Genomic DNA, 23,300 nt, shown 5'->3' with positions numbered 1-23,300 from the left:
CTTTGTGAAGTTGACAGATATTCATGGACAATCTGTGCCTTCAATTCTGATTTATATTTGACCATAGAAAAGGTGCCCCACAATCATTAGATTTCTTGTCTAACAATTGTAGGGCACTTCAGCTTTTAGGGGTGCTTTTTTATAATTCTTTTTTGTATATTCCATAAATATTAGACAGTCATTTGAGAGTGTCTATTAATTGATTCCTCCTTGAAATTAACAATAAAGTTTAAAACGTATTGTTAAAAACACTAACAAAAGTAAAAATGGCTTGTCAAACGTTTATCGGGGAATAAGAAAGCGGATTAGCTTTTGAAATGAAGCCAATCCGCGGAATTTAAAATTTAATTTTGTTTGTCATTTAGCTTACTGTGCCAGTAGCCATAAGTGAAGTAGATAATAATCCCCAGTGTGAACCAAATTCCAGCACCAATGTAGGTCTCAAGTTGCAATTGGGTCATCATTGCTAGACAAAGCAGTCCAGAGAGAATCGGAATAACTGGGTAGAGAGGAACCTTGAACCCACCACGGTTACCAATATCCTTTCGGTGACGAAGAGGGATAATTCCAAATGAAACCAATGTAAAGGCAAATAAGGTCCCAATGTTAACTAAACTAGTTAATTGATCAAGTGAAACTAAGCCACCCATAGTAGCGATAATCACGGCAACAATCCAGAGAGCAACTTGTGGAGAGTGACTCTTCTTGTCCAACTTTCCTAAGAATGCTGGCAATAATCCGTCACGGCCAATCGCGTAAATTAACCGTGAACTTGAGTAAATCATGGCGACCATCATGGTAAACATTCCAACTAGTGCCCCAATTGAAAGCAGTTCTGCCAACCAGTCTTGGTGAACTAGCTGAAGCGCGTATGATACAGGGTTAGCAACGTCTAGCCGGGTATACTTCACCATTCCTGTAAGGACAACTGCAACCCCCATGTAGAGCAAGGTAACGATTCCTAAAGTACCGATGATTCCAAGAGGCATGTTGCGCTTTGGATTCTTTACTTCAGCGGCTGAACTAGAAACACAGTCAAAACCTAAGTAAGCAAAGAAACCGATCGTTGCCCCATGAATAACCCCGCTCATGTGGTAAGGCAAGAATGGATGGTAATTCTTCGGCTTGATGAAGAACAGTCCAGCAATAATAAAAATTAAAATAATAGCAACTTTAATCACTACCGCAATGTTGTTAACCCGGACGGAAGATTGTAAACCACGAGATAACATTACGGTGATTAAGAGGACAATGACGACCGCAACGATATTGATATATGTACCGTGTGCGGGATCAAACGGCCCTGATAAGGCGTGAGGGATCTTTAGCCCAAAACTTTCGATAAATGAATTAAAGTAGGCTGCCCACCCCGTTGAGACTGATGCTACGGCAAGCATGTATTCCAGGATCAACGCCCATCCAAGGAGCCAACCAAAGAATTCGCCGAACACCACGTTACCATAAGAATAAGCACTACCGGCAACGGGTAATGCTGAAGCGAATTCGGCATAACACATTGCGGCAAATGCACAAACGATTGCGGAAAGTAAGAAGGAGAGAGAAACCCCCGGTCCAGCTTGCTTAGCAGCAATAGTACCAGGAAGAATGAAGATCCCGGTACCAATAACGGTTCCGATTCCGATAGCCATCAGATCGCGAGCGTTCATCGTTTTAACGAAGAGTTTATCAGCTCCGAGATAACGATCGAGACTTTCTTTTCGGAAAATGTTTAAGCCCATCTTTAACCCACCTTTGCTATAATAAATTTAGCGGCAGGGAGCAATTCCTGTCGCGGATACTAAATATAATACATTTGATTAATATTAAAAGTCAATTAGAAACATTAGATTATTTTAAAGGGAGTCAATAACTATGGCAATTGAAATTACTAGTGGTGCTGTTGTTTACCGAAAGAATAATGGTGAAATTGAATACTTACTGTTAGAAAGTCAGAATAAGGGCCATTTTTGGGGATTCCCTAAAGGTCACGTTGAAGGGAACGAAACCTTAGAAGAAACTGCTAAACGAGAAATCAAAGAAGAAACACAGTTAGTATTGCCAATCGACACTAGTTTTCACGTATATACTGAATATGACTTGCCAAATGGTAACCGGAAGCAGATGACGCTGTATACTGCTGACTTAACGCAGAGCGAAGATATTCATTTACAAGCAGAAGAAATCAAAAACTGTGGTTGGTTTAACTATGCTGATGCTCGAGAACGGTTAACTTATGACAACCTTAAGCAATTGCTCGATCAGGTTAACGACCACTTAACAAAGTAATATGAATTCTGGAAAGGTATTTGTAATTGTCGGTGCAGCTGGTTCGGGGAAAACAACGGTTGCTAAGTATCTTCATGATCGTTACAAAATGGAGCGGATCATTACCCATACAACGCGGGCATCACGCCCTAATGAACTGGATGGGGTCGATTACCATTTTGAGACGCCGGCGTCAATGAATAGACTTCATTTGCTGGAATCCGTCGAATATGATCACCATCTTTACGGCTCTTCATTAGAAAGTTTGATTACAGGATGGCAAACAGGACACGATGATGTGATTGTGCTGGATACCAAGGGAGCGTTCACTTATTACCAGAAGCTTGGTGATCGCGCGATAATTATCTTTCTGACGGTGAGTCATATTGCCTCGCTAGCTCACCGGATGGTTAAACGGGGAGATGAATTACGGGCAGTCCATTCAAGGCTGAAGAGCCCTGAGTATCACCGTGACCTTCATTTACCGGATGAGCTTAAAGGAATTGCAAATGTGGTTGTTAATGATTCCTGGTCGCAAACAACTACTCAAATTGACCGAATAGTAAGACAAATCAGTTCAGAAAATGACTAATTTATGGTAGAATATTTTTCTCATTGGGGAGGTGGCATTAGATGAGTGACCTTGTAGAGCAAGCTCGTAAGGTATTAAAGGATAATGGTTCACGGTGGACTAAGCAGCGTCAGCAAATGATTGAGATTCTAGCCGAACATCCGGATCATTACATTGATTTTACGGATGTCGATCAACGCTTGCGGAAGGATAATCCGGGACTTAGTCATGGTACCGTATATCGGAACCTCAAGGATTTTGAAAGCTTGGGGATTGTTGAAACTAGGCAAGCTGGTGAACGGATGCAGGTTAAGGTTTGCTGTGATTCCAATCATCACCATCATTTTATTTGTGATGTTTGTGGCAGGGTGCAAGAGATTCAAATGCCACCAATTGATTATGCCTTTTTTGCCAAGCAGTTGCCGGGGGCTAAAATTAATGGCCATACGTTTGAGTTGCATGGTATTTGCGCTAATTGTCGGGCAAGAAAGGAAAAGACAAAATAATTTCAACTTTCCTTAATATTTATGGAGGAAAAAAGCGAGTATGATAGGTTGTAGAAAAGGAGCATTTATTTATGGCAAATAAAATCCCACCTTTCGTAACTCCCTTTGCGTTGTTTTCAATTGTATTAGCACTGGGGGCTACTAACGTTGTGGTTAACCACGCAACGCATACATCTGAAGGTGCACGAGTGAGTTCTACCTCGTCAGTTAGTCGGCGAATGGACTCTGATGACAGTAGCTCAGTTAGCCGTTCATCTTCACAACAGGATGAAAGCGAACAGCAATCTTCCAGTACTCGTAGTAATAACAATTCAACTACTCAGGAAAATCAAAATAATACTGGGAACGATACTGAACGCTCATCCTCGACTACTACCCAGAATAAGCAAAATAACGGTGGTAATACTTCAACTGGCAACGAAAGCCAGACAGGTCAATCAAATAGTGGTCAAAATACTAATACTCAGGCCACAACTGATAATCAATAAGCGGGGTGAACCTAACTAATGTTTAGTTTTCTCGATATGATTAATTCATCGTTAAGTTACTTTAACCTGGACGTTAAATTGAAGAACCGGATTTATATTGTTCTAGCGACTCTAGGTGATATTTACTTGGTATACGTAACCTTCCGCTTATTTGTTAATCAAGCCTGGTTGCGTGGGTTCTTGTACTGTTTAGCGATGATTGCAATCACGTACTTTATTTACGTTAACTTTGTTTTCTACTTTTTAGGCAAGACGTCGCAATTTGACTTTTTGTCACCACGAATTGCCAAAATTACGGGGCAGAAGTTTGCGGACAATAGTCAATCGCAGATGAGACGGAGAGCTGCTGGCCGGTACTCAACAGGACTTGCTAACCAGTCAAATGGTCTTTTTGATGGGGCGGATACGATCCCCGCAACTGTTGAGATTGATCATTCAGAACAAGAAAATCTCCAAAAAGTGGTTGATCGGCTTTTAACGGAAAAGATTTTTGTTAATGATTTTAACGGGATGAGTGAACGGGAGATTATTCGCCAGTACCAAGAGACCCATAAACCAGTTCAAGCATTGAATGTGGAATCAATTCCGCCATTTTTTGAATTAGTTCATGATCCGATTCGTCATCGCCTTGAAATTTACATGGGGATGAATCAAATGGAGCGGCGACCAGTTGGCCATATTTCTAAGATTGGGTTGACCGATGTTCGGGAGGCCCACCAGAAATACCGAATTTATTTAGCTAATTTGGTCGTGGTTGATGGACCAAATAAGATTCCTGGTCGAAGCGGCACCACAATCATGACAACTGCTGATTATGGTCTGAAGGCTCAGGTTGCATATCGTCAACGAACTTCAAATTAAAGAACTACAATTAAACAAAATATTGTATAGTAAAACTATTGTCCTAATCTAATAAGACAATAGTTTATTTTTGTCTCATTTTAGCTCAGATGTGCCAAATTAACTCTGTTGTCTATTTTTGACACGGTTTACAATATTCATTGCAAAATTGGCGAAAAGGAGGGGAAAGTTGTGCGAGTCACGAGAACCGTGCGTGATTTTCAAAATGCATTGTTGACGTTGCTTGAAGAGTATTCCTTTGAGCACCTAACCGTTGACCAGATTTGTCAAGAAGCGTTATTACACCGGAGTAGTTTTTACCGTTATTTCCGTGATAAATATGACCTCCTTGAACAAACTCTGGGAACACAAATAAACCGGCTGGTTGATAGTAGTGATTCCGAGGATGATTTAATTAAGCAATTAATTTATTACGTCAATGATCATAAGAACGTTTTTCGGCACTTAGCATCTGAAAGTGCTCATAGTTCGCTATATGCTGAAATGATGCATATCTTAAGCCAGATCATGTTGGAACGACGGCGTGAAAAGAGCAATGATTCCGTTATTCAATTATTACAGCAAACCGATGATCCGGAGATGCTGGCTTATGTTTTGAGTGGCGCACTGATCGGCACGTTTTATTGGTGGCAGGAGAAAAATTATGATGTTTCAATTGAACATGTGATTGAGTTTGCCAAACGAACGATGCAGTCGTTATCAATTGGTCGTCAATTGGAACAAAAACAGTGAAATTATTAATAAAAATATTTAGGGGATAAGAGGAGAATAGAAATGTGGAATGCGATTAAAGCAGAATTTAAGAATATCCTGCACAATCGACTATTATTAATTTCCACTACTGTTATTTGTATCATCCCATTCCTTTACAGTATCTTTTTCCTGAAGTCTGTTTGGGATCCATACGGGAGTACAGAAAACTTACCAGTAGCGGTTGTCAATAAGGATGTTCCAGTTGAATATCGTGGACAAACGATGGATATTGGACACCGGATGGTCAAAGAATTAAAGAAGAATAAGCAATTAAAGTGGGAAATCGTTTCACCAGAAAAGGCGCATTATGGTTTAACCCACCGGAAATATTACACAGTAGTGACAATTCCAAAGGACTTCTCGAAAAATGCCACAACTGTATTGGATAAGCATCCTAAACAAATGCAGTTGAAGTATGAGACTAATGGTTCCCTTAACTACATTGGTGAAGTAATTAGTCAACTCGGGATGACCAAGCTGAACGAAAAAATTCGGGCGCAAGTTACCCGGGCATATGCTACGGCAATGTTTAAGGCCTTGCACACCGTTGGTAAAGGAATGAGCACTGCTGCTAACGGGGCAAAGCAACTAAGCACTGGAATGGTTACCCTTCAAAGCGGAATGAACCAGTATGTTGCTGGGGTTTTCCAAGTAAACAACGGTGTTCAAACATTGCGGGTAAGCGTCGCCCCATTAGCTGCCGGTGCCCAACAATTGGCATCTGGTAGTCAAACACTTGCTAACGGTATTCGCCAATACACTGGTGGCGTTGGTCAGCTTGCTGCTGGATTAGGTTAACTGAACGCTAATTCTGGTGCGCTGAACTCTGGTGCAAGTCAACTGCAAAGTGGTTTGAGTCAGTTGAGTGGCAACTCTGGTCAGTTACGAAGTGGATCTGGTCAATTAGCTACTGGTGCAAGTCAGCTAAATAGTACTGTTAATAGTCAGTTGGGAAATATTGACTTTAACGGTATTATGGGCGCAATGAATCAGGCACAGGACCTTCAAAAGGGATTAACTCAGTTACAAACTGGTTTAACGACTGCTAAGGCTGCTTTAGCTGGTGTCCAAGAAAGTGCGGGTAAGCTTCAACAGGCTTCAGGTGCTTTAGCTGGTGTCAGTCAGGTTAAGGGACAATTAACCAGTGCTGCAAGTGGTGCGGGTAGTGTTGCCAAAAGTGATGCTGAGATCGCTGGTAAATTACAAGAACTTGCAGGCTCAACCAGTGATAATAATATTAAGAGCCAATTAGGTGCATCAGCTGCGCAAGCTGGAGCAAATGCGAAAACTGCTGGGGATAGTGCTAAAACTATTGCCAGTGTGGGTGAGACATTAACTAGTTTAAATAGCTTGGGGAGTTCTTTAAGTGATATGCAATCGCAACTTGGTCAGCTTTCTCAAATGTCAACAATCCTTGATAATGCTGATGGCACAATCAAGCAAGCTAATACATTACTTAATACTTTAAATGGTTATAAGGGTACTTTATCGTCAATGCCAGATGCCGTTAATAAGTTAAAAGAAGCTACTGGCCAAATCTCCTCTGGTGCCAACACGTTGAATGCCGGTGTCAACCAATACACTAACGGAGTAGATACTGCTGCCGCTGGTGCCGGAACGTTAACTTCTGGGATTGGTCAATACACCGCTGGAGTTGCGCAAGCAGGTGCTGGTGTTGGTCAATTAACGGCTAACTCTGGTCAATTGAATGCTGGTGCTGGTCAACTTGCTGGTGCTCTTGGTCAACTGAATGGGCAGGTTCCTGCATTGACTGCTGGGGTTAACCAATTGGCTGCTGGTACTCAGCAATTAGTTGATAATTCACCTGCACTTGTCCAAGGAATTATCAAACTGAATGTTGGTGCTACTAAGCTCTCAACTGCTCTTGGCAAGGGTGCGAAGACAATTAATGGTATTAAGACTTCACCACGGACTGCTAAGATGATTGCTGAACCTTCAGTTGAAAAGCACTCTAACTACAGTTACGTACCAAACTATGGCCACGCACTGGCACCTTATGTTCTGTCAGTTGCCCTCTATGTTGGTATGCTGGTCTTCAACTTTGTTTACCCAATTCGTCGGGTTGCAGATCCAGATGCTTCTGCAACTGCTTGGTGGTTCAGTAAGGTTGTCGTTGGTGCGGTAGCCGCAATTGCCATGGCCGTTGTTGAATGTGGAATCATGATGATGTGTGGCTTAACAGTCGATCATGTTCCGTCATTCTTTGCAACAACAATTCTCTTCGGGCTCGCTTCAATGGCCGTCGTAATGTTCTTATCGATGACCTTTGATAACCCTGGACGGTTTGTTGCCATGGTTCTTCTGATGTTACAACTTGGTGGTTCCGGTGGGACATTCCCAATGGAAGTTACCATGAAGTTCTACAATGTTATTCACTGGTACCTACCAATGACCTACTCAATTCTTGGCCTTCGTGATTCAATTAGTGGTGGTCTTGGTACTCACTACACATTGTTCTGTAACCTGGTCCTTCTCGGAATCGCGGTTGTCTTCAACTTGTTACTCTTGTTAACGATGAAGGGAATTGCATCACACGATTTCCGTGCGCCAACTGTCGAAAGCTTAAAAGCTAACGAACACGGTCCAATGGGTAAGGGCGATGGCTTTACATCAAACGGTCAAGATAATAAATAGAATTTAATTATGATTAATAAGAGCTGGAAAAGCATTAACTTTTCCGGCTCTTTTAATAATTTATTATTTAATCGCTTACAACATTAAAGTTCGTGTTTTACTTATTGTTTAATTAAAAAGCCTGTGTTATTTTTTTAAACGCCGAACTAATATATATTATTTAAAAATAATGTTCGGAAATAATAACAAAGGAAGTATCAAGAATGGCAAAGACGAGAAACCGGTATGGAGTCGCAATTGCGGGGGTAATGCTCCACTTAATGATTGGTGGGGTATATGCTTGGAGTGTATTTACCAAGCCAATTTCTGCCTATACTGGTTGGAAGGAAACATCAGTATCATTTGCGTTTAGTTTGGCAATCTTCTTTTTAGGAATGTCAGCTGCATTTATGGGACGGCTAGTTGAAAAGTTTGGTCCAACCGTTACTGGAACAATCTCAAGTATTTGTTACGGAAGCGGAATTGCACTAACCGGACTAGCAATCCAATCACATCACTTATGGTTGCTTTACTTGGCCTATGGTGTGATTGGCGGATTAGGGTTAGGTTCTGGCTATGTTACACCAGTATCAACGATTGTTCGCTGGTTCCCTGACAAGCGGGGGTTAGCTACCGGGTTAGCGATTATGGGATTCGGTTTTGCGGCAATGCTTACTGGCCCAGTTGCTCAACACCTGATGGCACTTGTTGGGATTGCGAATACCTTTTATGTTTTAGGAGCATTTTACTTTGTTGTAATGATTGTGGCTGCTCAATTTATTAAAAAGCCGCGTCCTCATGAATTACCGCAAGCAATCGCTGAAAATGCTCAACGGGTAAGTTTAACCAACCAAGAATTAACCGCTAACCAAGCATTAAAGACCCGGACTTTCGCATTCTTATGGTTCATGTTCTTTATCAATATTACAACTGGAATTGGACTTGTTTCAGCTGCATCACCAATGGCTCAGAACATGACGACAATGACTGCCAGTGCCGCTGCGGTAATGGTCGGGATCATTGGTTTATTCAACGGCTTTGGTCGTCTTGCCTGGGCAACATTATCTGACTTTATCGGTCGGCCACTTACGTATAGTTTGATCTTTGTGTTAGATATTTTAATGCTCTTCGTTCTTCTTTTCTTTAAGACACCATTTATCTTTGCGTTAGCACTCTGCTTGTTAATGTCTTGCTACGGTGCTGGATTCTCAGTAATTCCAGCCTACCTCGGCGATGTCTTTGGGACAAAGGAATTAGGTGCAATTCATGGCTACATCTTAACTGCCTGGGCTGCCGCGGGGATGGTTGGACCAATCCTTCTTTCCTACACTCACCAAGTACTCCACAATTATTATGTAACTTTGATTGTCTTTGTTATTATTGATGCCTTAGCAATGATTGTCTCCGTTTGGATTCAGCGTGATTTTGTTACTCGTCGGGAAACTAAGGCTGCTTAACTTAAAAATAACTTTCTAAATAAGAGCTGAAGACTAATTTGTCTCCAGCTTTTTAGTTTACTCATCAATTTAGTATAATAAGAATTGTAAGCGATTTTTTGCACACAAATACTTACAGATATATAAAGGATGGGATTACAAATGAAGCTAATTATGTTTGGCGTAGACGATAAAGAAGTACCTTACGCTAAGGAGTGGGCTGCTAAAACCGGCAATGAGGTTAAATTAGTTAAGGAACAACTAACCGCTTCAACAATTGATTTAGTAGATGGCTTTGATGGAATTTCGGTTCTCCAAACCAGTAAGATTGACGATCCAGCGATCTATACTAAGTTAAAGCAATTTGGGATTAAACAACTATCAACCCGGACAGCAGGATTTGACATGTTCGATCTTGAGTTAGCAAAGAAAAATGGCTTGAAGATCACGAATGTTTCTATCTACTCTCCACGGGCAATTGCGGAAATGGGACTGACTCACGCAATGTACCTTTTGCGCCAGATTGGCGAATTTAAGGAACGGATGGTAAACGACGCTGACTTCCGCTGGAGTAAGGATCTTGTTAGCAATGAAATCTATAACCAAACCGTTGCAGTTATCGGTCTCGGTCACATTGGCGGAGCAACCGCGCAGATCTATAAAGCGCTGGGGGCACGGGTAATTGCGGTTACGCGGGAAACAAGTGTTGTTTATGCACCGTATGTTGATGCCTTTGTTGATCTAGAAACTGCGTTAAAGGAAGCTGACATTATTACCCTCCACGTTCCGTTGACTTCTAGTACAGAAAACATGTTTGCTGCTCCACAGTTTAAGCAAATGAAGAATAATGCAATCTTGATTAATATGGCACGGGGGAAAGTTGTTAATACGAATGACCTGATTGCGGCATTAAAGGATCACAAAATTGCTGGAGCGGGACTTGATACCCTTGGTGATGAAACAATCTACTTTAGTAAAAAAGTTTCGCCAGCGGACGTTCCGGCTGACTTCAAGGAGTTAGTGGAAATGCCAAACGTGGTAGTGACGCCACACGTAGCCTTCATGACGACTACTGCTGTTCGTAACATGGTTCAAGTTAGTTTGAATGATATTGCAGCGATTGTTGAAGGAAAAAATGTTAAGAATGAAGTTCGTTTTTAATTCATAATTAAAAAGCGGGCAGACGTTAAAAGACGTGAAGATGCTGGTAGATTAGTATCTTCACGTCTTTTGTTAATTTAAGGAAAAGATAATTAATATTAATACTTTCATAAGCAGACTAGTAAAGTATCGCTAATGGAATCGCTTATTGTTATGATCAAATCATCAAAGAAAGTTACTAGCACACAGTCACTCGAATAGAGAAAGGAGCAGACTATGACTAGCAAAAAGAGTATCAAGAACAAGGTTGTCGGTAAGCTGAAACAGGTTGAAGGAAAAATAACTAAGGATAAGGTTCGTGAGGCAGAAGGTAAAGCACAAGAAACTCACGGTAAGGCGCAAGCAAAAGCAGATGAGTTGAAGAAGAAAGCAGCTAAGAAAAAAGAAGAATTAGGTGAATAAAAGGAGGGGATGTAAATGTTACATTGGATTTGGGTATTAATCGTTGGTGGTGTCATTGGATTAATTGCCGGAGCGATTACTCGTCGTGGTGGTTCAATGGGAGTCATCAGTAATATCATTGCCGGACTAGTAGGTTCATCACTAGGTGAAGCAGTCCTCGGTGCTTGGGGACCACAAGTTGCCGGAATGGCAATCGTCCCTTCGATTATCGGTGCAGTAATTCTGGTATTAATCGTTTCCTGGATTATGGCGATGATTAATCGTCGGGCGGCATAGTGTACTCTTCATATAAGAAAATAAATATTCTCCAGAATGATTACTTTTCATTTTGGAGAATATTTGTATGTTATCGTGGTTATTTAGAGTGATAAAAGGCTATTTTAAAAAGTTAGGATCGAGATACTCAGGGTTAGGATAGTGATAAAATCCTTGGCCGTCATCTTTCCCGGAGTGACCAGCATCAATCATTTCTTTCATTTTTTGCATTGTTAATTTAGAAACTGGATCATCATGAGTCTTCAAGTATTCGAGACCAACGTAATAAGGGGTTCGTAATCCAATAATATCCATCGTTGCCATTGGCCCCATCTTAGCCCCAGTTGAAATGATCCAATCCTTATCAATGGTGCTAGCATCTGCAATACCGGTAGCCCAAAGCTTAAGAGCTGCGATCTCAAATGGGACAAGTAGTGAGTTTAGGACATAACCCGGTTGTTCCTTCTTGAGAATAATTGGAACCATGCCAATTGCTCGAGCAAATTTAGTAAGTGTTTCAATTGTGTCAGGAGCTGTTTGAGGAGTTCCCATTATTTCCGCAGTATTGAATAGCCAGATACGGTTAGCAAAATGGAGGTTAACAAATTTTGCAGGACGGTCGACATCTTTGACCATCATGCTAGGAGTTAGCGTTGAGGAATTACTAGCAAAGATTGTTTTATCAGGAGCAACTTTTGACAATTGTTGGTAAAAAGCTTGTTTAATTTCAAGCTTTTCCGGAATTGCCTCAATCACTAAGTCAGCATTTTGAACAGCATTTGCAAGGTTTGTAGAAAAGTTAAGATTCTTTAAGCCAGCAGCAAATTTTTCTTCAGTTAATCCAGTATCGGCTTGATAATCTGGAAATAATGAATCAACACGTTTTTTAGATCGTGTAATAGATTCATCACTAATATCATATAAGGTAACATGAAAATTTTTGAGAGCAGTTTGGTAGGCAATCTGGCTTCCTAAAACCCCTCCACCGGCAACTACTACGTTTTGTATCGTCATCAAAATCACCCTTTCTTTAATGAACAATTTTAGTTTAGCAAGGGCTTTCATAATATTAAATGAGCTCTATGGCTAAAACGATAAAAGGAGTGATAAAATATAAATTGGTAACTGGTTGAACCAATTTGGGGAGGCACGCAAATATGGAGATTAAGCCAATCTATGCTCAAACTAAAGTAGAACTTTTTATTAATCAGGTTGAGAGCTGGATATTTTCAGGTCAGTTAAAACCGGGTGAATCTCTTCCGAGTGAACGAGATTTAGCAACTAAGATGAATATCAGTCGTTCGGTAGTAAATAGCGGGCTAAATTATTTGGCAGATTTAAAGCTAGTCACTATAATTCCGCAAAAGGGAAGCGTTGTGAATGATTATTTTAAAAATGGCGATTTGCGAACTTTAAATGAGCTGCTAAATTATACTAATGGAAATTACGATCCTAATCTATTAAAGGCAATGTATGCCGCACGAAAGTTAGTTGAAGGGGAAATAATCCGAATCGTTAGTAATAAACTCACTAAATCTCAAGCGGCATTTCTCCATAATTTGGTTGATGATTTTACAAGTTCCAATCAACGCTTAGGGGAATTTTTATATTTGTTTTTCCATCAGTTGGCGATTGATTCAGGTAATATAGTATATCCATTGTTAATTAGTAGTTTTCATCAAGTATATGTGGTGTTGGGGAACTGGAATAGTCAACAACAGGGCAAAGCAAAGATTACTCGCTTAAACCATCAATTAGTTGATCAGATTTCGGCACATCAAACGAAAGAAGCTCTTAAGTTGCATAATGAGCTTGTTGAATGGAGCCTAAAAGATTTGTTACGATAAAAAACTCGGTAGAAGAAGCTCAATTTTTGCCTCTTCTACCGAGTTTTAATTATTTAATAACGTATTTTTGATACTTGTCGTAATCCTTTTGCGAGAGTTCAACGGTTAGAACTGTCCCACTATTTTGATATTCAGTATTCAAGATATTGGTGTTTTCATTAAGGTATGAAACAACATTCCCATCCGCAAACGGAATCAGCATTTTGGCTTCAACATAGTCTTGGAACAGGTGCTTCCGAATGGTTGAAACGAGAAGATCGAGTGATTCATCATCCTTAGCAGAAATTACGATTTGATCGTCGCCCTCAAGCACTGGATATTCCATGTCGGTCTTATCAGCCTTGTTAAAGACATACAGCATTGGGATGTTTTCAATTCCAATCTGCTTGAGTGTCTTTTGGGTAGTTTTCATCATGTCTTCGTAATGTGGATCTGAAGCATCAATTACCTGAATTAACAGGTCAGCATTAGCTGCTTCTGCTAACGTTGACTTGAATGATTCAACCAGGTGGGTTGGCAACTTGCTGACAAAACCAACCGTATCGCTAAGTAAGAATCGCTTTTGATCCGGCAATGTCAATTGACGAACACTAGTATCCAAAGTAGCGAATAGCATGTCCTTTTCAAAAACAGTCTTGTCTTCACCAGCACCATATTTTTCAACGAGGCCATTCATGATTGTAGATTTACCAGCGTTAGTATAACCAACGAGGGCGGCTGTTGGAATGGCACTCTTGTCCCGTTGCTTCCGTTTAACTTCTTCAGAACGATCAATTACCCGGAGTTCCTTTCGCAGGTGGCTGATTGAATTCTGAATTGTCCGGCGGTTCATTTCCAGCTTGGTTTCACCGGATCCCCGGTTAGTGAAGCCGCTACCGCCACCGGTCTGCTGATCAAGTCGTTGGTTAGCACTCGTCTGTAACCGTGGCAACCGGTATTGTAATTCTGCAATTTGAACCTGGAGTTTGGCTTCCTTAGACTGTGCCCGTTCAGCGAAGATTTCAAGAATCAATGCAGTTCGGTCAAGAACACGACAGCCAAGTTCGTCCTCAAGGTTTCGCAACTGACTAGGAGTTAACTCATCATTAGTGATCACGGTTGAAATATTTTCAGCTAAAACTGCTTCTTTAATTTCATCAACCTTACCACTCCCAAAGTAAGTAGCTGGATTAGGCCGGTCAATTGACTGATCAATCCGGTCGATTACTTTCATGTGATTTGCCTGGGCTAATTCAGCAAGTTCGGTCATGGAATAATCAAAGTCTTCTTGTTCGATATTTAACCCAGTGATTAATACTGGCTCTTCAGTTTGTATGTTATCCATTGAAAGGTAGTGTTCCCCCTTTTAGTTCAATTATTTTTATTTATCAGGAATGTGGAGCTGGTTATAAAAGTCCACATGAGTATCAGTATCAGTTAGTGTCATTTTCATAATGCTGCCGTTTCGTGGCGAAACGTTTTGGTCGACCCCTTCAAGGTAGCGGTCAGCGATTGAGCGGATCGCAGCACCGTGTGAAACGACAACCGCAACAGAGTTATCTGGCAGGCTACGCAACCGATCAAAGCCCTTATCCATTCGTTGCCAAAAACGTTCGGCATCTTCAGCGTCCCCATATTGATCCGCCTTTGCAATTCGATCCTTAAGTTCGTCTGTTCCCCAGCCGGCAGCCATTTGTGAGAATGTATGGTAGCCATATTTACCGCCAACAATATCAACAACGGCACCGCCATTTGCTCCTTCAAAAAAGCCAAAGAAGATTTCGCGAAATGCTGGTTCTTGAATCGGCTCCTTAAGGTCAGTATTTGGGTCAGCAGCAAGGAGCAACCGTGCGGTATTCACTGCCCGTGAAAGGTCACTGCTGAAAATGTAATCAAATTTAACTTTCGATAGTGCTCTTCCTACACGCTTAGCATCTTCAATCCCCTTTTCGGTCAGGGGAGCGTCAGACCAGCCCTGCATCCGATTATAGCGGTTAAGGTAGGTTTGACCATGACGAACAAAGTAGACAGTAATTGCCAACTTGATCAGCTCCTTTATTACGTAATAACAATTATCTACTATTTTACCATGCTTTAATGGTAAGTGGGAACTGTGGTGGCTTAATGTTAGAGCATGTTATTCCGCTTAAGGATCTTTCGCCGAATATGGCGGATGAGGGCAAGGATGGCAATAACTAGCAAAGCGCCAGCAGCAAAAATCAAGATAATTAGCGAGAAGTGCTCCTTAACGAAGGGAATACTGCCAAAGTAGTAACCGACGACACTGGCGAGGAGAACCCATATTATAACACCAAGGAGGTTTCCAATCATAAACCGACGAAAGTCAAAGTGCATTGTTCCAGCAATTAACGGCACGAATGTCCGGATCAGCGGAACAAAACGACCAAACGCAACGGTTTTAATCCCGTGCTTTTCTAGTAGCTGATGAGCTTTAACCATTCCGGGACCATTAACTCGTTTTGAAAGCCATTGCCAGCGCGAAAGGGAGCGACCAATAAAGTAATTGACCGTATCACCAATAAAAGCCGCCAAAAAGAAAACGGGAATTACAATTTCCATTTTCAGAACAGGGTGGAATGCAATAAACGAGGCGGTAAGGAAAATCAGTGATTCTCCCGGGAGCCACGGAAAGATGACCAGTCCGGTTTCCATAAAAATGATTGTAAACAATAGAACGTAACTCCAGGGTCCCAACCATTCAAACATTGGAATGATCACTTCAGCAATGTGAGTCAAGATATAAAATGAGTTGGCCAATCGACGAGGCTCCTTTCTGAATCGAGTTATTATACTATTTTACCGTTATTCTGGACTTAAAAGTTAGGGTAGCAGTAATATTTAAAGATAATTTAGCATTCACGATAGCAGGGCGATATTGTTTCGGTCACCGCTTCATCAATGATATAATAGTAAGACGATTTCACGAATGGAGGTAGAAAGAGTGACCGAACAGTCAGTACAAGAATTTGAACAGCAGCATTTAGATCACGTTATTGATGAGATCAAACAGGCTAAGGAAAAGGCCGAAGAAAAGATCCATACCGCTCGACATGATATTAAGGGAATTAATAAACAGATTGATGATATTCACCTAAACACGACGACCTATTCAGGGATGATGGATACGGCAATGTCATTTCGTGCCCAACAGCAGATGCTGGATGAACGACAAAATAGCTGGCAACACGCTGCGGATCGCCTTTCAACCTTGAAACGCTTAGAAAAGAAACCTTACTTTGCCCGAATTGATTTCCAAGAAAAGGGGGCCGAAAAACCCGAAACCGTTTATATTGGCTTAGCATCATTTAGTGATCAGCCAGATCATTTTCTGGTATACGATTGGCGGGCACCGATTTCTTCGATCTACTATGAGGGAAAGCTAGGAAAGGTTAGTTACGAGACTCCAGTTGGAACTCAGGAAGTTAACATGACCCTCAAACGTCAATTTCAGATTGATGATGGGACAATTGTAACGATTTTTGACACTGACGAGCAGGTCGGTGATCAAATGCTTTTGGAAGCTTTGGGGACTCATTCCAGCACTAAGATGAAGAGTATCGTTACAACGATTCAGCGAACCCAAAATGAAATTATTCGGGACACGAAAGATGAGCTTCTCTTCGTTCAGGGAGCTGCGGGTTCCGGTAAAACAGCTGCGGTTCTTCAACGGGTTGCATGGCTTTTATATCGCTACCGGGGAAACCTGAGCTCGTCGCAAGTGGTTCTCTTCTCGCCTAATCAATTATTTAATGACTACATTGACCAGGTGCTCCCGGAGTTAGGGGAACATAACATGGTCCAGATGACTTATTACCAATTTGCTAATCGGCGGGTTCCGCGATTACACGTAGAAACGCTCGCTCAACGGTTTGCCAGCAGCCAGGATCCGACAACCAAGAAGGCGGTTCAACTAACAACGAGTTTAGCTTACTTTAAGGCAACCGGGCGTTATGCTAAGCACCTAGGAAAGGCCAATATGCGTTTTCGCAATCTGATGTTCCGCGGAAAAGTCTTCATTAGCAAAGAGAAAATTAAAGAAATTTACTACTCATTCAATAGTAACTACAATCTTGGCAACCGGCTTGATGGAACTAAGGAAGCATTAATTAAGTACCTCAATCACCGAATTAGTGTTGAAATGCGCAGTAAGTGGGCTGAAGAAGCCGTACAAAACCTGAGCAAGGAACAAATTGATGACTTGATGGACAACCAGCCACGAGAATTTGCGGATGAAAATCAACAGTTCAAGTTTCTCGCCCGCCAGATTGTAATGAAGGCGCTCACACCAGTAAAACGGGCGATTGATCATAATTTATGGCTAAACATTAACGCCCAATTTATCCACCTCCTCCGAGCAACCCCTAAGCTCATGGACCTGAATAAATTTGGCATTAGCACTGCTGAATGGGAAGCGTACGTTGAAAAAACAAAGGATGATCTCCGTCAAGGAAACATTAGCGCCAACGGGATTACCATTTATCTCTACCTCTACGATTTAATGACCGGGAAGAAAGGCCAACGGGATATTCGATATGTCTTCATTGACGAAGTTCAGGATTATGATGCCTATCAGTTAGCATACTTAAAGTTCCGGTTCCCTAATGCTCGGTTTACTCTTCTTGGTGATTTGAATCAGGCAATCTTTACCCATGAAAATAGCCGTTCACTCTTACGCCAATTGGGAACAATGTTTGATCCGGAAAAAACAAAGGTTGTTCAACTAACTAAATCTTACCGGTCAACTAAACAAATCACGGATTTTACGAAGCACTTCTTAACGAATGGCGAGGCGATTGAGGCCTTTGATCGGAATGGCGATTTACCAACCGTGATTGAAGCTGATAATTATTCTGCCGGTGTTGATAGTGTCGTTGAAACGCTAAAGAAGTACCAGCAGGAGCATGATGCAGTGGCGATTATCGGCAAGACGCTTGATGATTGTGAAAAGCTTTATGACGAATTAAAACGGCGGAATGTCAAGACAACGCTTATTCGGACAGAAAACCAGCGCTTAGTTGATGGGGTTATTATTGTGCCATCTTTCTTAGCTAAGGGACTAGAATTTGATGCAGTGCTTGCTTGGAACACTAACGAGCAAGAATACCCTGATGACAGTGAACGCCAGTTGCTGTATACGATTGCTTCTCGGGCAATGCACGCGTTAACGATGATTTCCGTAGGTAAGGTTACGCCGTTGCTTAAAGATGTACCAGATGAACTTTATTCATTTGTGAAGCGCGATAAGAATAATTAATTAAAGCAAAGACCTAAGTCTCCGTTTGGCGGGAACTTAGGTCTTTGTCTTAAAGATAGTTTAATCTTGCACTCTTAGCTTTGACTTACGGAAATTAAACTGCATGATCACGTTAGCTATAATAATCAGTAGACCACCAATAACTAACCGTAGTGAAAGCTGGTCGTAGCCGAGAAAAACGGAAATGACGGTTGCAAAGAATGATTCGCTCATCAGAATCAAACTTGCAGAAGTGGCATCAGTGTACTTTTGCGCCCTAATCTGGATTCCCCGAGCGACAAAGGTAATTACCACAGCGATGATTGCTAGTGGAAGAAGTGCTTGGAGCCAATGAATGTGGGTAAGGGATGCTCGTTCTGTTGTTAGTGCTAATGGGGTACCACAAATTACTTGGACAACTCCGATCAATGTAATGATAATCCACGGACTAGATGCCCGACTAGCATATTTACCGAAAATGATAATTTGCAATGCCCAGAAGAAGGCGGAGAAGAAAGTGATTAGGTCGCCTGACCGAAGAGACCAGGAACTTCCGGTAATACCTGTTAGAATTGCCATTCCAGCAAGCGACAGCGGGATCGCAAAAATGATCTTGAGTTGTGGCCGTTCGTGCCAAAAAATCCATAAAATTAGTGGCGTCAAGATAACGTAAGTCACGGTGATAAAGGAACTCTTGGCCGGTGTTGTGAAACGAAGACCGAGCGTTCTTAGATAATAACCGCAAAAGTTAACCAGGCCAACGATTAACCCTACTTTGATGTCAAACCGGGTAGCTTGTTTTAGCTGGCGGTGAAAGAGGATGATTCCGCCAGCCACGCACATAGCACCACGAACCGCATTGATGGTTCCTGATTGCATTCCGGCATTAACCACCATTTTATTGAAAATATAGGTGCTCCCCCAAAGAATGGTTACAAAAACGAGAAGGAGGTTAGCGGCTGTTTTGGAAAGCTTCATCGGCGTACTCCTTTCAGCTTCCAAGAAGTTCTTGGTTAAAAGATAATTGCAGAGTACCAATTGTTGATGCTAAATGCAATTAATTAGTCCGTTTTAAGAACGGGAGACGGTGAAGATCAGTTTGCATAATCGCATTTGCGAGAAGTAAGATTGCTCCACCAATGATCAGCGAATGGGTTAATGAATCATAACCCAAAATTACTGACAGAACACTGGCAAAGAACGATTCAAGCATCAGAAGCAAGCCAGCTGATGTAGCATCGGTATATTTTTGGGCGGTAATTTGCATTCCCTGAGCAATGAAAGTAACGAGAATGGCAAGCAGAGCAACAGGAATTAACGCTTGGAGCCAGTGGATGTGAGAGAAAGTTTGGGCCTCAGTTGCAAAGGAAACACCCCATCCGGCAGCGCCCTGGATTAATCCGATCATAAAGATAATCACCCAAGGACTTGAAGCTTTCGAGGCAATTTTGCCAAAGAAGATTAACTGGAGGGCCCAGAAGATTGAAGAAATAAGGGTCAAAAGGTCACCATAATTTAAGGCTAATCCAGTAGCTGTAACATTAGTTAAAATGCCCATCCCGATTAACGCTAGCGGAATAACAAAGTAGGTTTTCCGTCGTGGCCGTTCGTGCCAAAGAATCCATAAGAGAAGTGGTGACAGAGCAACATACATGGTAGTGATAAAGGCGTTTTTGGCTGGCGTGGTAAAACGGAGACCGTCAGTTTGTAAGTAATAGGCGACAAAGTTAGTAATCCCCATTAATAGACCTGCCTTGAAATCAAACCAAGTCATTTGCCGGATACTTTTATTAAAGACAATCAGGCAGCCAACCACACACATCGTCCCCCGGACAGCATTAATCATTCCTGACTGCATTCCAGCATTGATTGCCATTCGGACGAAGATATAGCTTGCGCCCCAGAGAATGGCTACGGTTAGCAAGAGTAAATTAGTCTTACGTTTTGACATTAAGATTCCTCCCCAAAATATTTACTATCCTAGTATATGATATTTTGTTGCAAATACAACAAAGAATGTGAGTGGTTGTTATTTTTGGTAGCTGGTTAAGAACTGCGCAGTAGCTGATTGACTTCTTTCACCAACAGGTTGGTAGCAAGAAGACTAATCAGCCTTGCGAGGGTTCACAGACGAAAATAAGTTTTCTGGTTCACTCCTTCGCCAGGAACTATCTTCAGTTCTAGGTAACATAGTCAAGAACTGCTCGCACTCTAATTTAAACGTGTTCGCCAGGAACTTGCTAGAGCTAACAACCTCCCTCCCAGATGCTTTCAGCATTCAGTCGGGAGAAATTGTTAGCTTTCCGCAAGTTCTCTGCTGGCTCACACTCTATTAAACGTGCTTCGCCCGAGTTCCCTAGAGCTAGCAACCTCTCTCCTAGGCGCAAGACGCCTTCGTCGAGAGAAATTGCTAGCTTTCCGGGAACTCTTTGGGGCGAAGGCACTCTACTTTATTCTTAATTTTTTTTGAAATAAGTTTTTAAAGGTTGCTCACTCTAAATTGTTGTAATATTGTAGGTATTGATATTTTTTAATGGAGGAACGATTATGAAGACAGCGTTGCAGAAGCTCTGGCACGGCTTGAATACCAAGCTTGGCTTTTTTCTGCTAGTAGTACTCCTGTTTGCAATTAAAAGTTACTGGGCATATAGTACTGAGTTTAACTTGGGTGTTAAGGGGAGCGTTCAGCATTTCCTCTTGGCATTTAATACCATTCCGGGTGCCTTAGTTTTTCTGGGAATTGCGTTATATTTTAGGGGACGGTTATCGTACTGGTTAATGCTGATTATTAATGCATTACTCTCAACCTGGCTGTTCGCTAATATCCTGTACTACCGTGAATTTTCCGATTTTATTACATTTAATATTATTAAGGGGTCAGGAGCAGCCTCTAATAACTTAGGGACGAGTATTCTCGGAATTATTCGTCCAGAGGATTTCTTGGTCTACGCTGATGTGATTATTCTTGCATTAGTACTCCTGTTCCATGTTATTCGGATTGATATGCGGTACTTTAAGATTCGCTATGCGATGACAATTACCGCGTTAGGTTTTGTCTTGTTTGGTGTTAACTTGGGGATGGCCGAATCAAACCGTTCGCAATTGTTAACCCGGACATTTGATAATAACTACATCGTTAAGTACCTCGGGTTACAAGCTTACACTATTTATGATGGGGTAAAGACAACTCACAACAGTGTGGTTAAGGCTAAAGCAAATAAGGAACAGCTAAAGCCAGTGCAAAAGTTCTTAAAGAAGAACTATGCTGGTCCAAATGTTGAGTATGAAGGGACGATGCGGGGAAAGAATATCTTCGTTATCCACTTGGAAAGTTTGCAGCAATTTATGATTGACTATAAGCAAAATGGTCAAGAAGTAATGCCAAACTTAAACAAGCTATACCACTCATCTAATACTTTAGCGTTTGATAACTTCTTCCACCAGGTTGGTCAAGGGAAGACTGCCGATGCCGAAATGATGCTAGAAAATTCCCTTTATGGGTTGCCAGAAGGTTCAGCAATGGTTACTGATGGGACGAATAACACGTTCCAGTCAGCACCTGCTCTATTGCACCAAAAGCTGGGTTACACGACAGCTTCGTTCCACGGGGATGTGCCAAGTTTCTGGAACCGTGACAATGCTTATAAGTCATTTGGTTACCAGTACTTCTTTAGTAAGAGCTACTACCCAAAGGTTAAGGATCAAGAATTGGGTTATGGGTTGAAGGATAAGATCTTCATGAAGGAATCAATGCACTACATAGAGCAGTTGCCGCAACCATTCTATGCTAAGTTGATTACCGTTACTAACCACTACCCATACATTATCGATAAGAAGAATACTTCAATTGATGCCTGGAAGACTGGGGATGACACGGTTGATCACTATATTCAAACCGCCCATTACCTTGATCAATCAATTGGTGAATTCTTAGATTACCTTGATAAGTCTGGCTTACGGCAAAATAGTGTCATTATTTTATATGGTGACCACTACGGAATTTCAAATAACCACCGGCCAGCAATCGCTCAGATTTTAGGTAAAAAGAAGGTTACCAACTACGACTTGGCAATGTTCCAAAAGGTTCCATTCATGATCAATGCTCCTGGCCTTAAGGGTGGAATTGATCATACTTATGGTGGTGAAATTGATGTTCTGCCAACCATCGAGGACTTGTTAGGAATCAGTTCAGACAAGTATATTCAATTCGGACAAGATCTTCTTTCTAAGGATCGCAATCAAATTGTGCCGTTCCGGAATGGCGACTGGGTAACGCCAAAATATACGAAATATAATGGTGATTACTATCACACTGCTACTGGAAAGCAGATTAAGAACCCAACGGCAAAGGAACAGAAGCAGTTTGACAAGATTCAAAAGTACGTCACAACTGAGTTAGGCTTAGCCGATAAGGTAATGAATGGTGACCTGATTCGCTTCTATAATCTTCCAGGATTCAAGAAGGTCAACAAGAAGGACTACACTTACAATATGAAGAAGAGTCTGAAGAACCTGAAGAAGGATCAGAAGAAACACAAGACAAGTGTGAAGGCAGAGAATAATAATCAGAGTACTTATGATGATTACTCGACTGACGCACCGGAATTAAAGGATCAGAATCCTAGTTTCCCAGATTAAGGTGTATATAAACCTGTCAGCAATAAACTGACAGGTTTTTTATTTGATTGAAATATAAAATAAGATAAGCAAATATAAACGAGTATGTTATAGCCGATCAATTGATTCCGGTTCCTCGTCGTGGTTTTGTCCAATTATCATTACCATTCTTTGCTGAATTTGTTGATAAATATAATCAAGAACACTTTCTGATCTAGTCATACTAAATATGGTATGATTATTGTTAATCGCTTACATTATATTAATGAAG

20 protein-coding genes and 1 pseudogene are annotated in these 23,300 nt (G+C 41.4%); 14 read left to right on the top strand and 7 right to left on the bottom strand.

The annotated features are described in order from the left end of the window. Window positions 1-344 precede the first annotated feature (344 nt). On the bottom strand, window positions 345-1,739 hold the full coding sequence (locus HUK49_RS01335) for an APC family permease (protein WP_102168338.1): 1,395 nt from the start codon (window positions 1,737-1,739) through the stop codon (window positions 345-347). Window positions 1,740-1,872: 133 nt separating this feature from the next. Between HUK49_RS01335 and HUK49_RS01330 the strand changes: the two genes are divergently transcribed. The 11 genes and pseudogenes from HUK49_RS01330 (at window position 1,873) to HUK49_RS01280 (ending at window position 11,353) form a co-directional block, all read left to right on the top strand. Beyond that, entirely contained in the window at window positions 1,873-2,286 is a 414-nt protein-coding gene (locus tag HUK49_RS01330; RefSeq protein WP_003716537.1) for a bis(5'-nucleosyl)-tetraphosphatase, read from the top strand. Window position 2,287: 1 nt separating this feature from the next. After that, window positions 2,288-2,857, top strand: a complete 570-nt coding sequence (locus HUK49_RS01325; protein ID WP_191912362.1) for a guanylate kinase — start codon at window positions 2,288-2,290, stop codon at window positions 2,855-2,857. A 41-nt stretch (window positions 2,858-2,898) separates the two neighbouring features. After that, on the top strand, window positions 2,899-3,342 hold the full coding sequence (locus HUK49_RS01320) for a Fur family transcriptional regulator (protein ID WP_191912361.1): 444 nt from the start codon (window positions 2,899-2,901) through the stop codon (window positions 3,340-3,342). Window positions 3,343-3,413: 71 nt separating this feature from the next. Next, window positions 3,414-3,830, top strand: coding sequence for a hypothetical protein (locus tag HUK49_RS01315; RefSeq protein ID WP_102168334.1), 417 nt, complete (start codon window positions 3,414-3,416; stop codon window positions 3,828-3,830). Window positions 3,831-3,848: 18 nt separating this feature from the next. Then, entirely contained in the window at window positions 3,849-4,691 is an 843-nt protein-coding gene (locus HUK49_RS01310; protein WP_191912360.1) for a DUF6681 family protein, read from the top strand. 171 nt (window positions 4,692-4,862) lie between these two features. Continuing rightward, entirely contained in the window at window positions 4,863-5,423 is a 561-nt protein-coding gene (locus HUK49_RS01305) for a TetR/AcrR family transcriptional regulator (protein ID WP_102168332.1), read from the top strand. A gap of 42 nt (window positions 5,424-5,465) precedes the next feature. After that, window positions 5,466-8,099, top strand: a pseudogene (locus HUK49_RS01300) (YhgE/Pip family protein). Window positions 8,100-8,302: 203 nt separating this feature from the next. Next, window positions 8,303-9,535 carry an L-lactate MFS transporter gene (locus tag HUK49_RS01295; RefSeq protein ID WP_191912359.1) on the top strand — a complete coding sequence of 411 codons (1,233 nt, stop codon included), beginning with the start codon at window positions 8,303-8,305 and terminating at the stop codon, window positions 9,533-9,535. A 141-nt stretch (window positions 9,536-9,676) separates the two neighbouring features. Continuing rightward, window positions 9,677-10,675 (top strand): D-2-hydroxyacid dehydrogenase, encoded by a 999-nt coding sequence (locus HUK49_RS01290; RefSeq protein WP_191912358.1) that lies wholly within the window; start codon window positions 9,677-9,679, stop codon window positions 10,673-10,675. Window positions 10,676-10,891: 216 nt separating this feature from the next. Further along, window positions 10,892-11,077, top strand: coding sequence for a CsbD family protein (locus HUK49_RS01285; protein ID WP_102168328.1), 186 nt, complete (start codon window positions 10,892-10,894; stop codon window positions 11,075-11,077). A 15-nt stretch (window positions 11,078-11,092) separates the two neighbouring features. After that, entirely contained in the window at window positions 11,093-11,353 is a 261-nt protein-coding gene (locus HUK49_RS01280; RefSeq protein WP_148444496.1) for a GlsB/YeaQ/YmgE family stress response membrane protein, read from the top strand. 99 nt (window positions 11,354-11,452) lie between these two features. On the opposite strand, the gene HUK49_RS01275 is transcribed toward HUK49_RS01280, so the two are convergent. Further along, the gene (locus HUK49_RS01275; protein ID WP_191912357.1) at window positions 11,453-12,346 is read right to left on the bottom strand and encodes a 3-hydroxyacyl-CoA dehydrogenase; all 894 of its coding nucleotides are present in this window, start codon (window positions 12,344-12,346) and stop codon (window positions 11,453-11,455) included. Window positions 12,347-12,489: 143 nt separating this feature from the next. Between HUK49_RS01275 and HUK49_RS01270 the strand changes: the two genes are divergently transcribed. Continuing rightward, complete coding sequence (locus tag HUK49_RS01270; RefSeq protein WP_191912356.1) at window positions 12,490-13,179, top strand: FadR/GntR family transcriptional regulator; 690 nt, start codon at window positions 12,490-12,492, stop codon at window positions 13,177-13,179. Window positions 13,180-13,228: 49 nt separating this feature from the next. Here HUK49_RS01270 and hflX read toward each other — a convergent pair whose 3' ends face one another. From hflX to HUK49_RS01255, 3 genes are all read right to left on the bottom strand, one after another. Continuing rightward, window positions 13,229-14,503, bottom strand: a complete 1,275-nt coding sequence (gene hflX, locus HUK49_RS01265; protein WP_191912355.1) for a GTPase HflX — start codon at window positions 14,501-14,503, stop codon at window positions 13,229-13,231. A gap of 36 nt (window positions 14,504-14,539) precedes the next feature. Continuing rightward, window positions 14,540-15,199 (bottom strand): histidine phosphatase family protein, encoded by a 660-nt coding sequence (locus HUK49_RS01260; protein ID WP_191912354.1) that lies wholly within the window; start codon window positions 15,197-15,199, stop codon window positions 14,540-14,542. A gap of 86 nt (window positions 15,200-15,285) precedes the next feature. Next, complete coding sequence (locus HUK49_RS01255; RefSeq protein WP_191912353.1) at window positions 15,286-15,936, bottom strand: DedA family protein; 651 nt, start codon at window positions 15,934-15,936, stop codon at window positions 15,286-15,288. A gap of 169 nt (window positions 15,937-16,105) precedes the next feature. Between HUK49_RS01255 and helD the strand changes: the two genes are divergently transcribed. Beyond that, on the top strand, window positions 16,106-18,433 hold the full coding sequence (gene helD / locus HUK49_RS01250) for an RNA polymerase recycling motor HelD (RefSeq protein WP_191912352.1): 2,328 nt from the start codon (window positions 16,106-16,108) through the stop codon (window positions 18,431-18,433). A 60-nt stretch (window positions 18,434-18,493) separates the two neighbouring features. On the opposite strand, the gene HUK49_RS01245 is transcribed toward helD, so the two are convergent. Both HUK49_RS01245 and HUK49_RS01240 read right to left on the bottom strand, forming a co-directional pair. Next, the gene (locus tag HUK49_RS01245; RefSeq protein ID WP_191912351.1) at window positions 18,494-19,390 is read right to left on the bottom strand and encodes a DMT family transporter; all 897 of its coding nucleotides are present in this window, start codon (window positions 19,388-19,390) and stop codon (window positions 18,494-18,496) included. Between the two features lie 79 nt (window positions 19,391-19,469). Beyond that, entirely contained in the window at window positions 19,470-20,363 is an 894-nt protein-coding gene (locus tag HUK49_RS01240) for a DMT family transporter (protein WP_191912350.1), read from the bottom strand. Window positions 20,364-20,959: 596 nt separating this feature from the next. Here HUK49_RS01240 and HUK49_RS01235 point away from each other — a divergent pair. After that, window positions 20,960-23,050 (top strand): LTA synthase family protein, encoded by a 2,091-nt coding sequence (locus HUK49_RS01235; RefSeq protein ID WP_191912349.1) that lies wholly within the window; start codon window positions 20,960-20,962, stop codon window positions 23,048-23,050. Window positions 23,051-23,300: the final 250 nt, after the last annotated feature.

This window comes from Limosilactobacillus portuensis, assembly GCF_014838735.1.
Lineage (GTDB): Bacteria > Bacillota > Bacilli > Lactobacillales > Lactobacillaceae > Limosilactobacillus > Limosilactobacillus portuensis.
Note: the sequence above shows the minus strand (reverse complement) of the source record. Positions and strands in the feature narration are given on the sequence as shown.

Coding starts and splice junctions, on each gene's coding strand:
- HUK49_RS01335 (WP_102168338.1), bottom strand. CDS start 1,739: ATGGGCTTAAACATTTTCCGAAAAGAAAGTCTCGATCGTTATCTCGGA.
- HUK49_RS01330 (WP_003716537.1), top strand. CDS start 1,873: ATGGCAATTGAAATTACTAGTGGTGCTGTTGTTTACCGAAAGAATAAT.
- HUK49_RS01325 (WP_191912362.1), top strand. CDS start 2,288: ATGAATTCTGGAAAGGTATTTGTAATTGTCGGTGCAGCTGGTTCGGGG.
- HUK49_RS01320 (WP_191912361.1), top strand. CDS start 2,899: ATGAGTGACCTTGTAGAGCAAGCTCGTAAGGTATTAAAGGATAATGGT.
- HUK49_RS01315 (WP_102168334.1), top strand. CDS start 3,414: ATGGCAAATAAAATCCCACCTTTCGTAACTCCCTTTGCGTTGTTTTCA.
- HUK49_RS01310 (WP_191912360.1), top strand. CDS start 3,849: ATGTTTAGTTTTCTCGATATGATTAATTCATCGTTAAGTTACTTTAAC.
- HUK49_RS01295 (WP_191912359.1), top strand. CDS start 8,303: ATGGCAAAGACGAGAAACCGGTATGGAGTCGCAATTGCGGGGGTAATG.
- HUK49_RS01290 (WP_191912358.1), top strand. CDS start 9,677: ATGAAGCTAATTATGTTTGGCGTAGACGATAAAGAAGTACCTTACGCT.
- HUK49_RS01285 (WP_102168328.1), top strand. CDS start 10,892: ATGACTAGCAAAAAGAGTATCAAGAACAAGGTTGTCGGTAAGCTGAAA.
- HUK49_RS01280 (WP_148444496.1), top strand. CDS start 11,093: ATGTTACATTGGATTTGGGTATTAATCGTTGGTGGTGTCATTGGATTA.
- HUK49_RS01275 (WP_191912357.1), bottom strand. CDS start 12,346: ATGACGATACAAAACGTAGTAGTTGCCGGTGGAGGGGTTTTAGGAAGC.
- HUK49_RS01270 (WP_191912356.1), top strand. CDS start 12,490: ATGGAGATTAAGCCAATCTATGCTCAAACTAAAGTAGAACTTTTTATT.
- hflX (WP_191912355.1), bottom strand. CDS start 14,503: ATGGATAACATACAAACTGAAGAGCCAGTATTAATCACTGGGTTAAAT.
- helD (WP_191912352.1), top strand. CDS start 16,106: ATGGAGGTAGAAAGAGTGACCGAACAGTCAGTACAAGAATTTGAACAG.
- HUK49_RS01245 (WP_191912351.1), bottom strand. CDS start 19,390: ATGAAGCTTTCCAAAACAGCCGCTAACCTCCTTCTCGTTTTTGTAACC.
- HUK49_RS01240 (WP_191912350.1), bottom strand. CDS start 20,363: ATGTCAAAACGTAAGACTAATTTACTCTTGCTAACCGTAGCCATTCTC.
- HUK49_RS01235 (WP_191912349.1), top strand. CDS start 20,960: ATGAAGACAGCGTTGCAGAAGCTCTGGCACGGCTTGAATACCAAGCTT.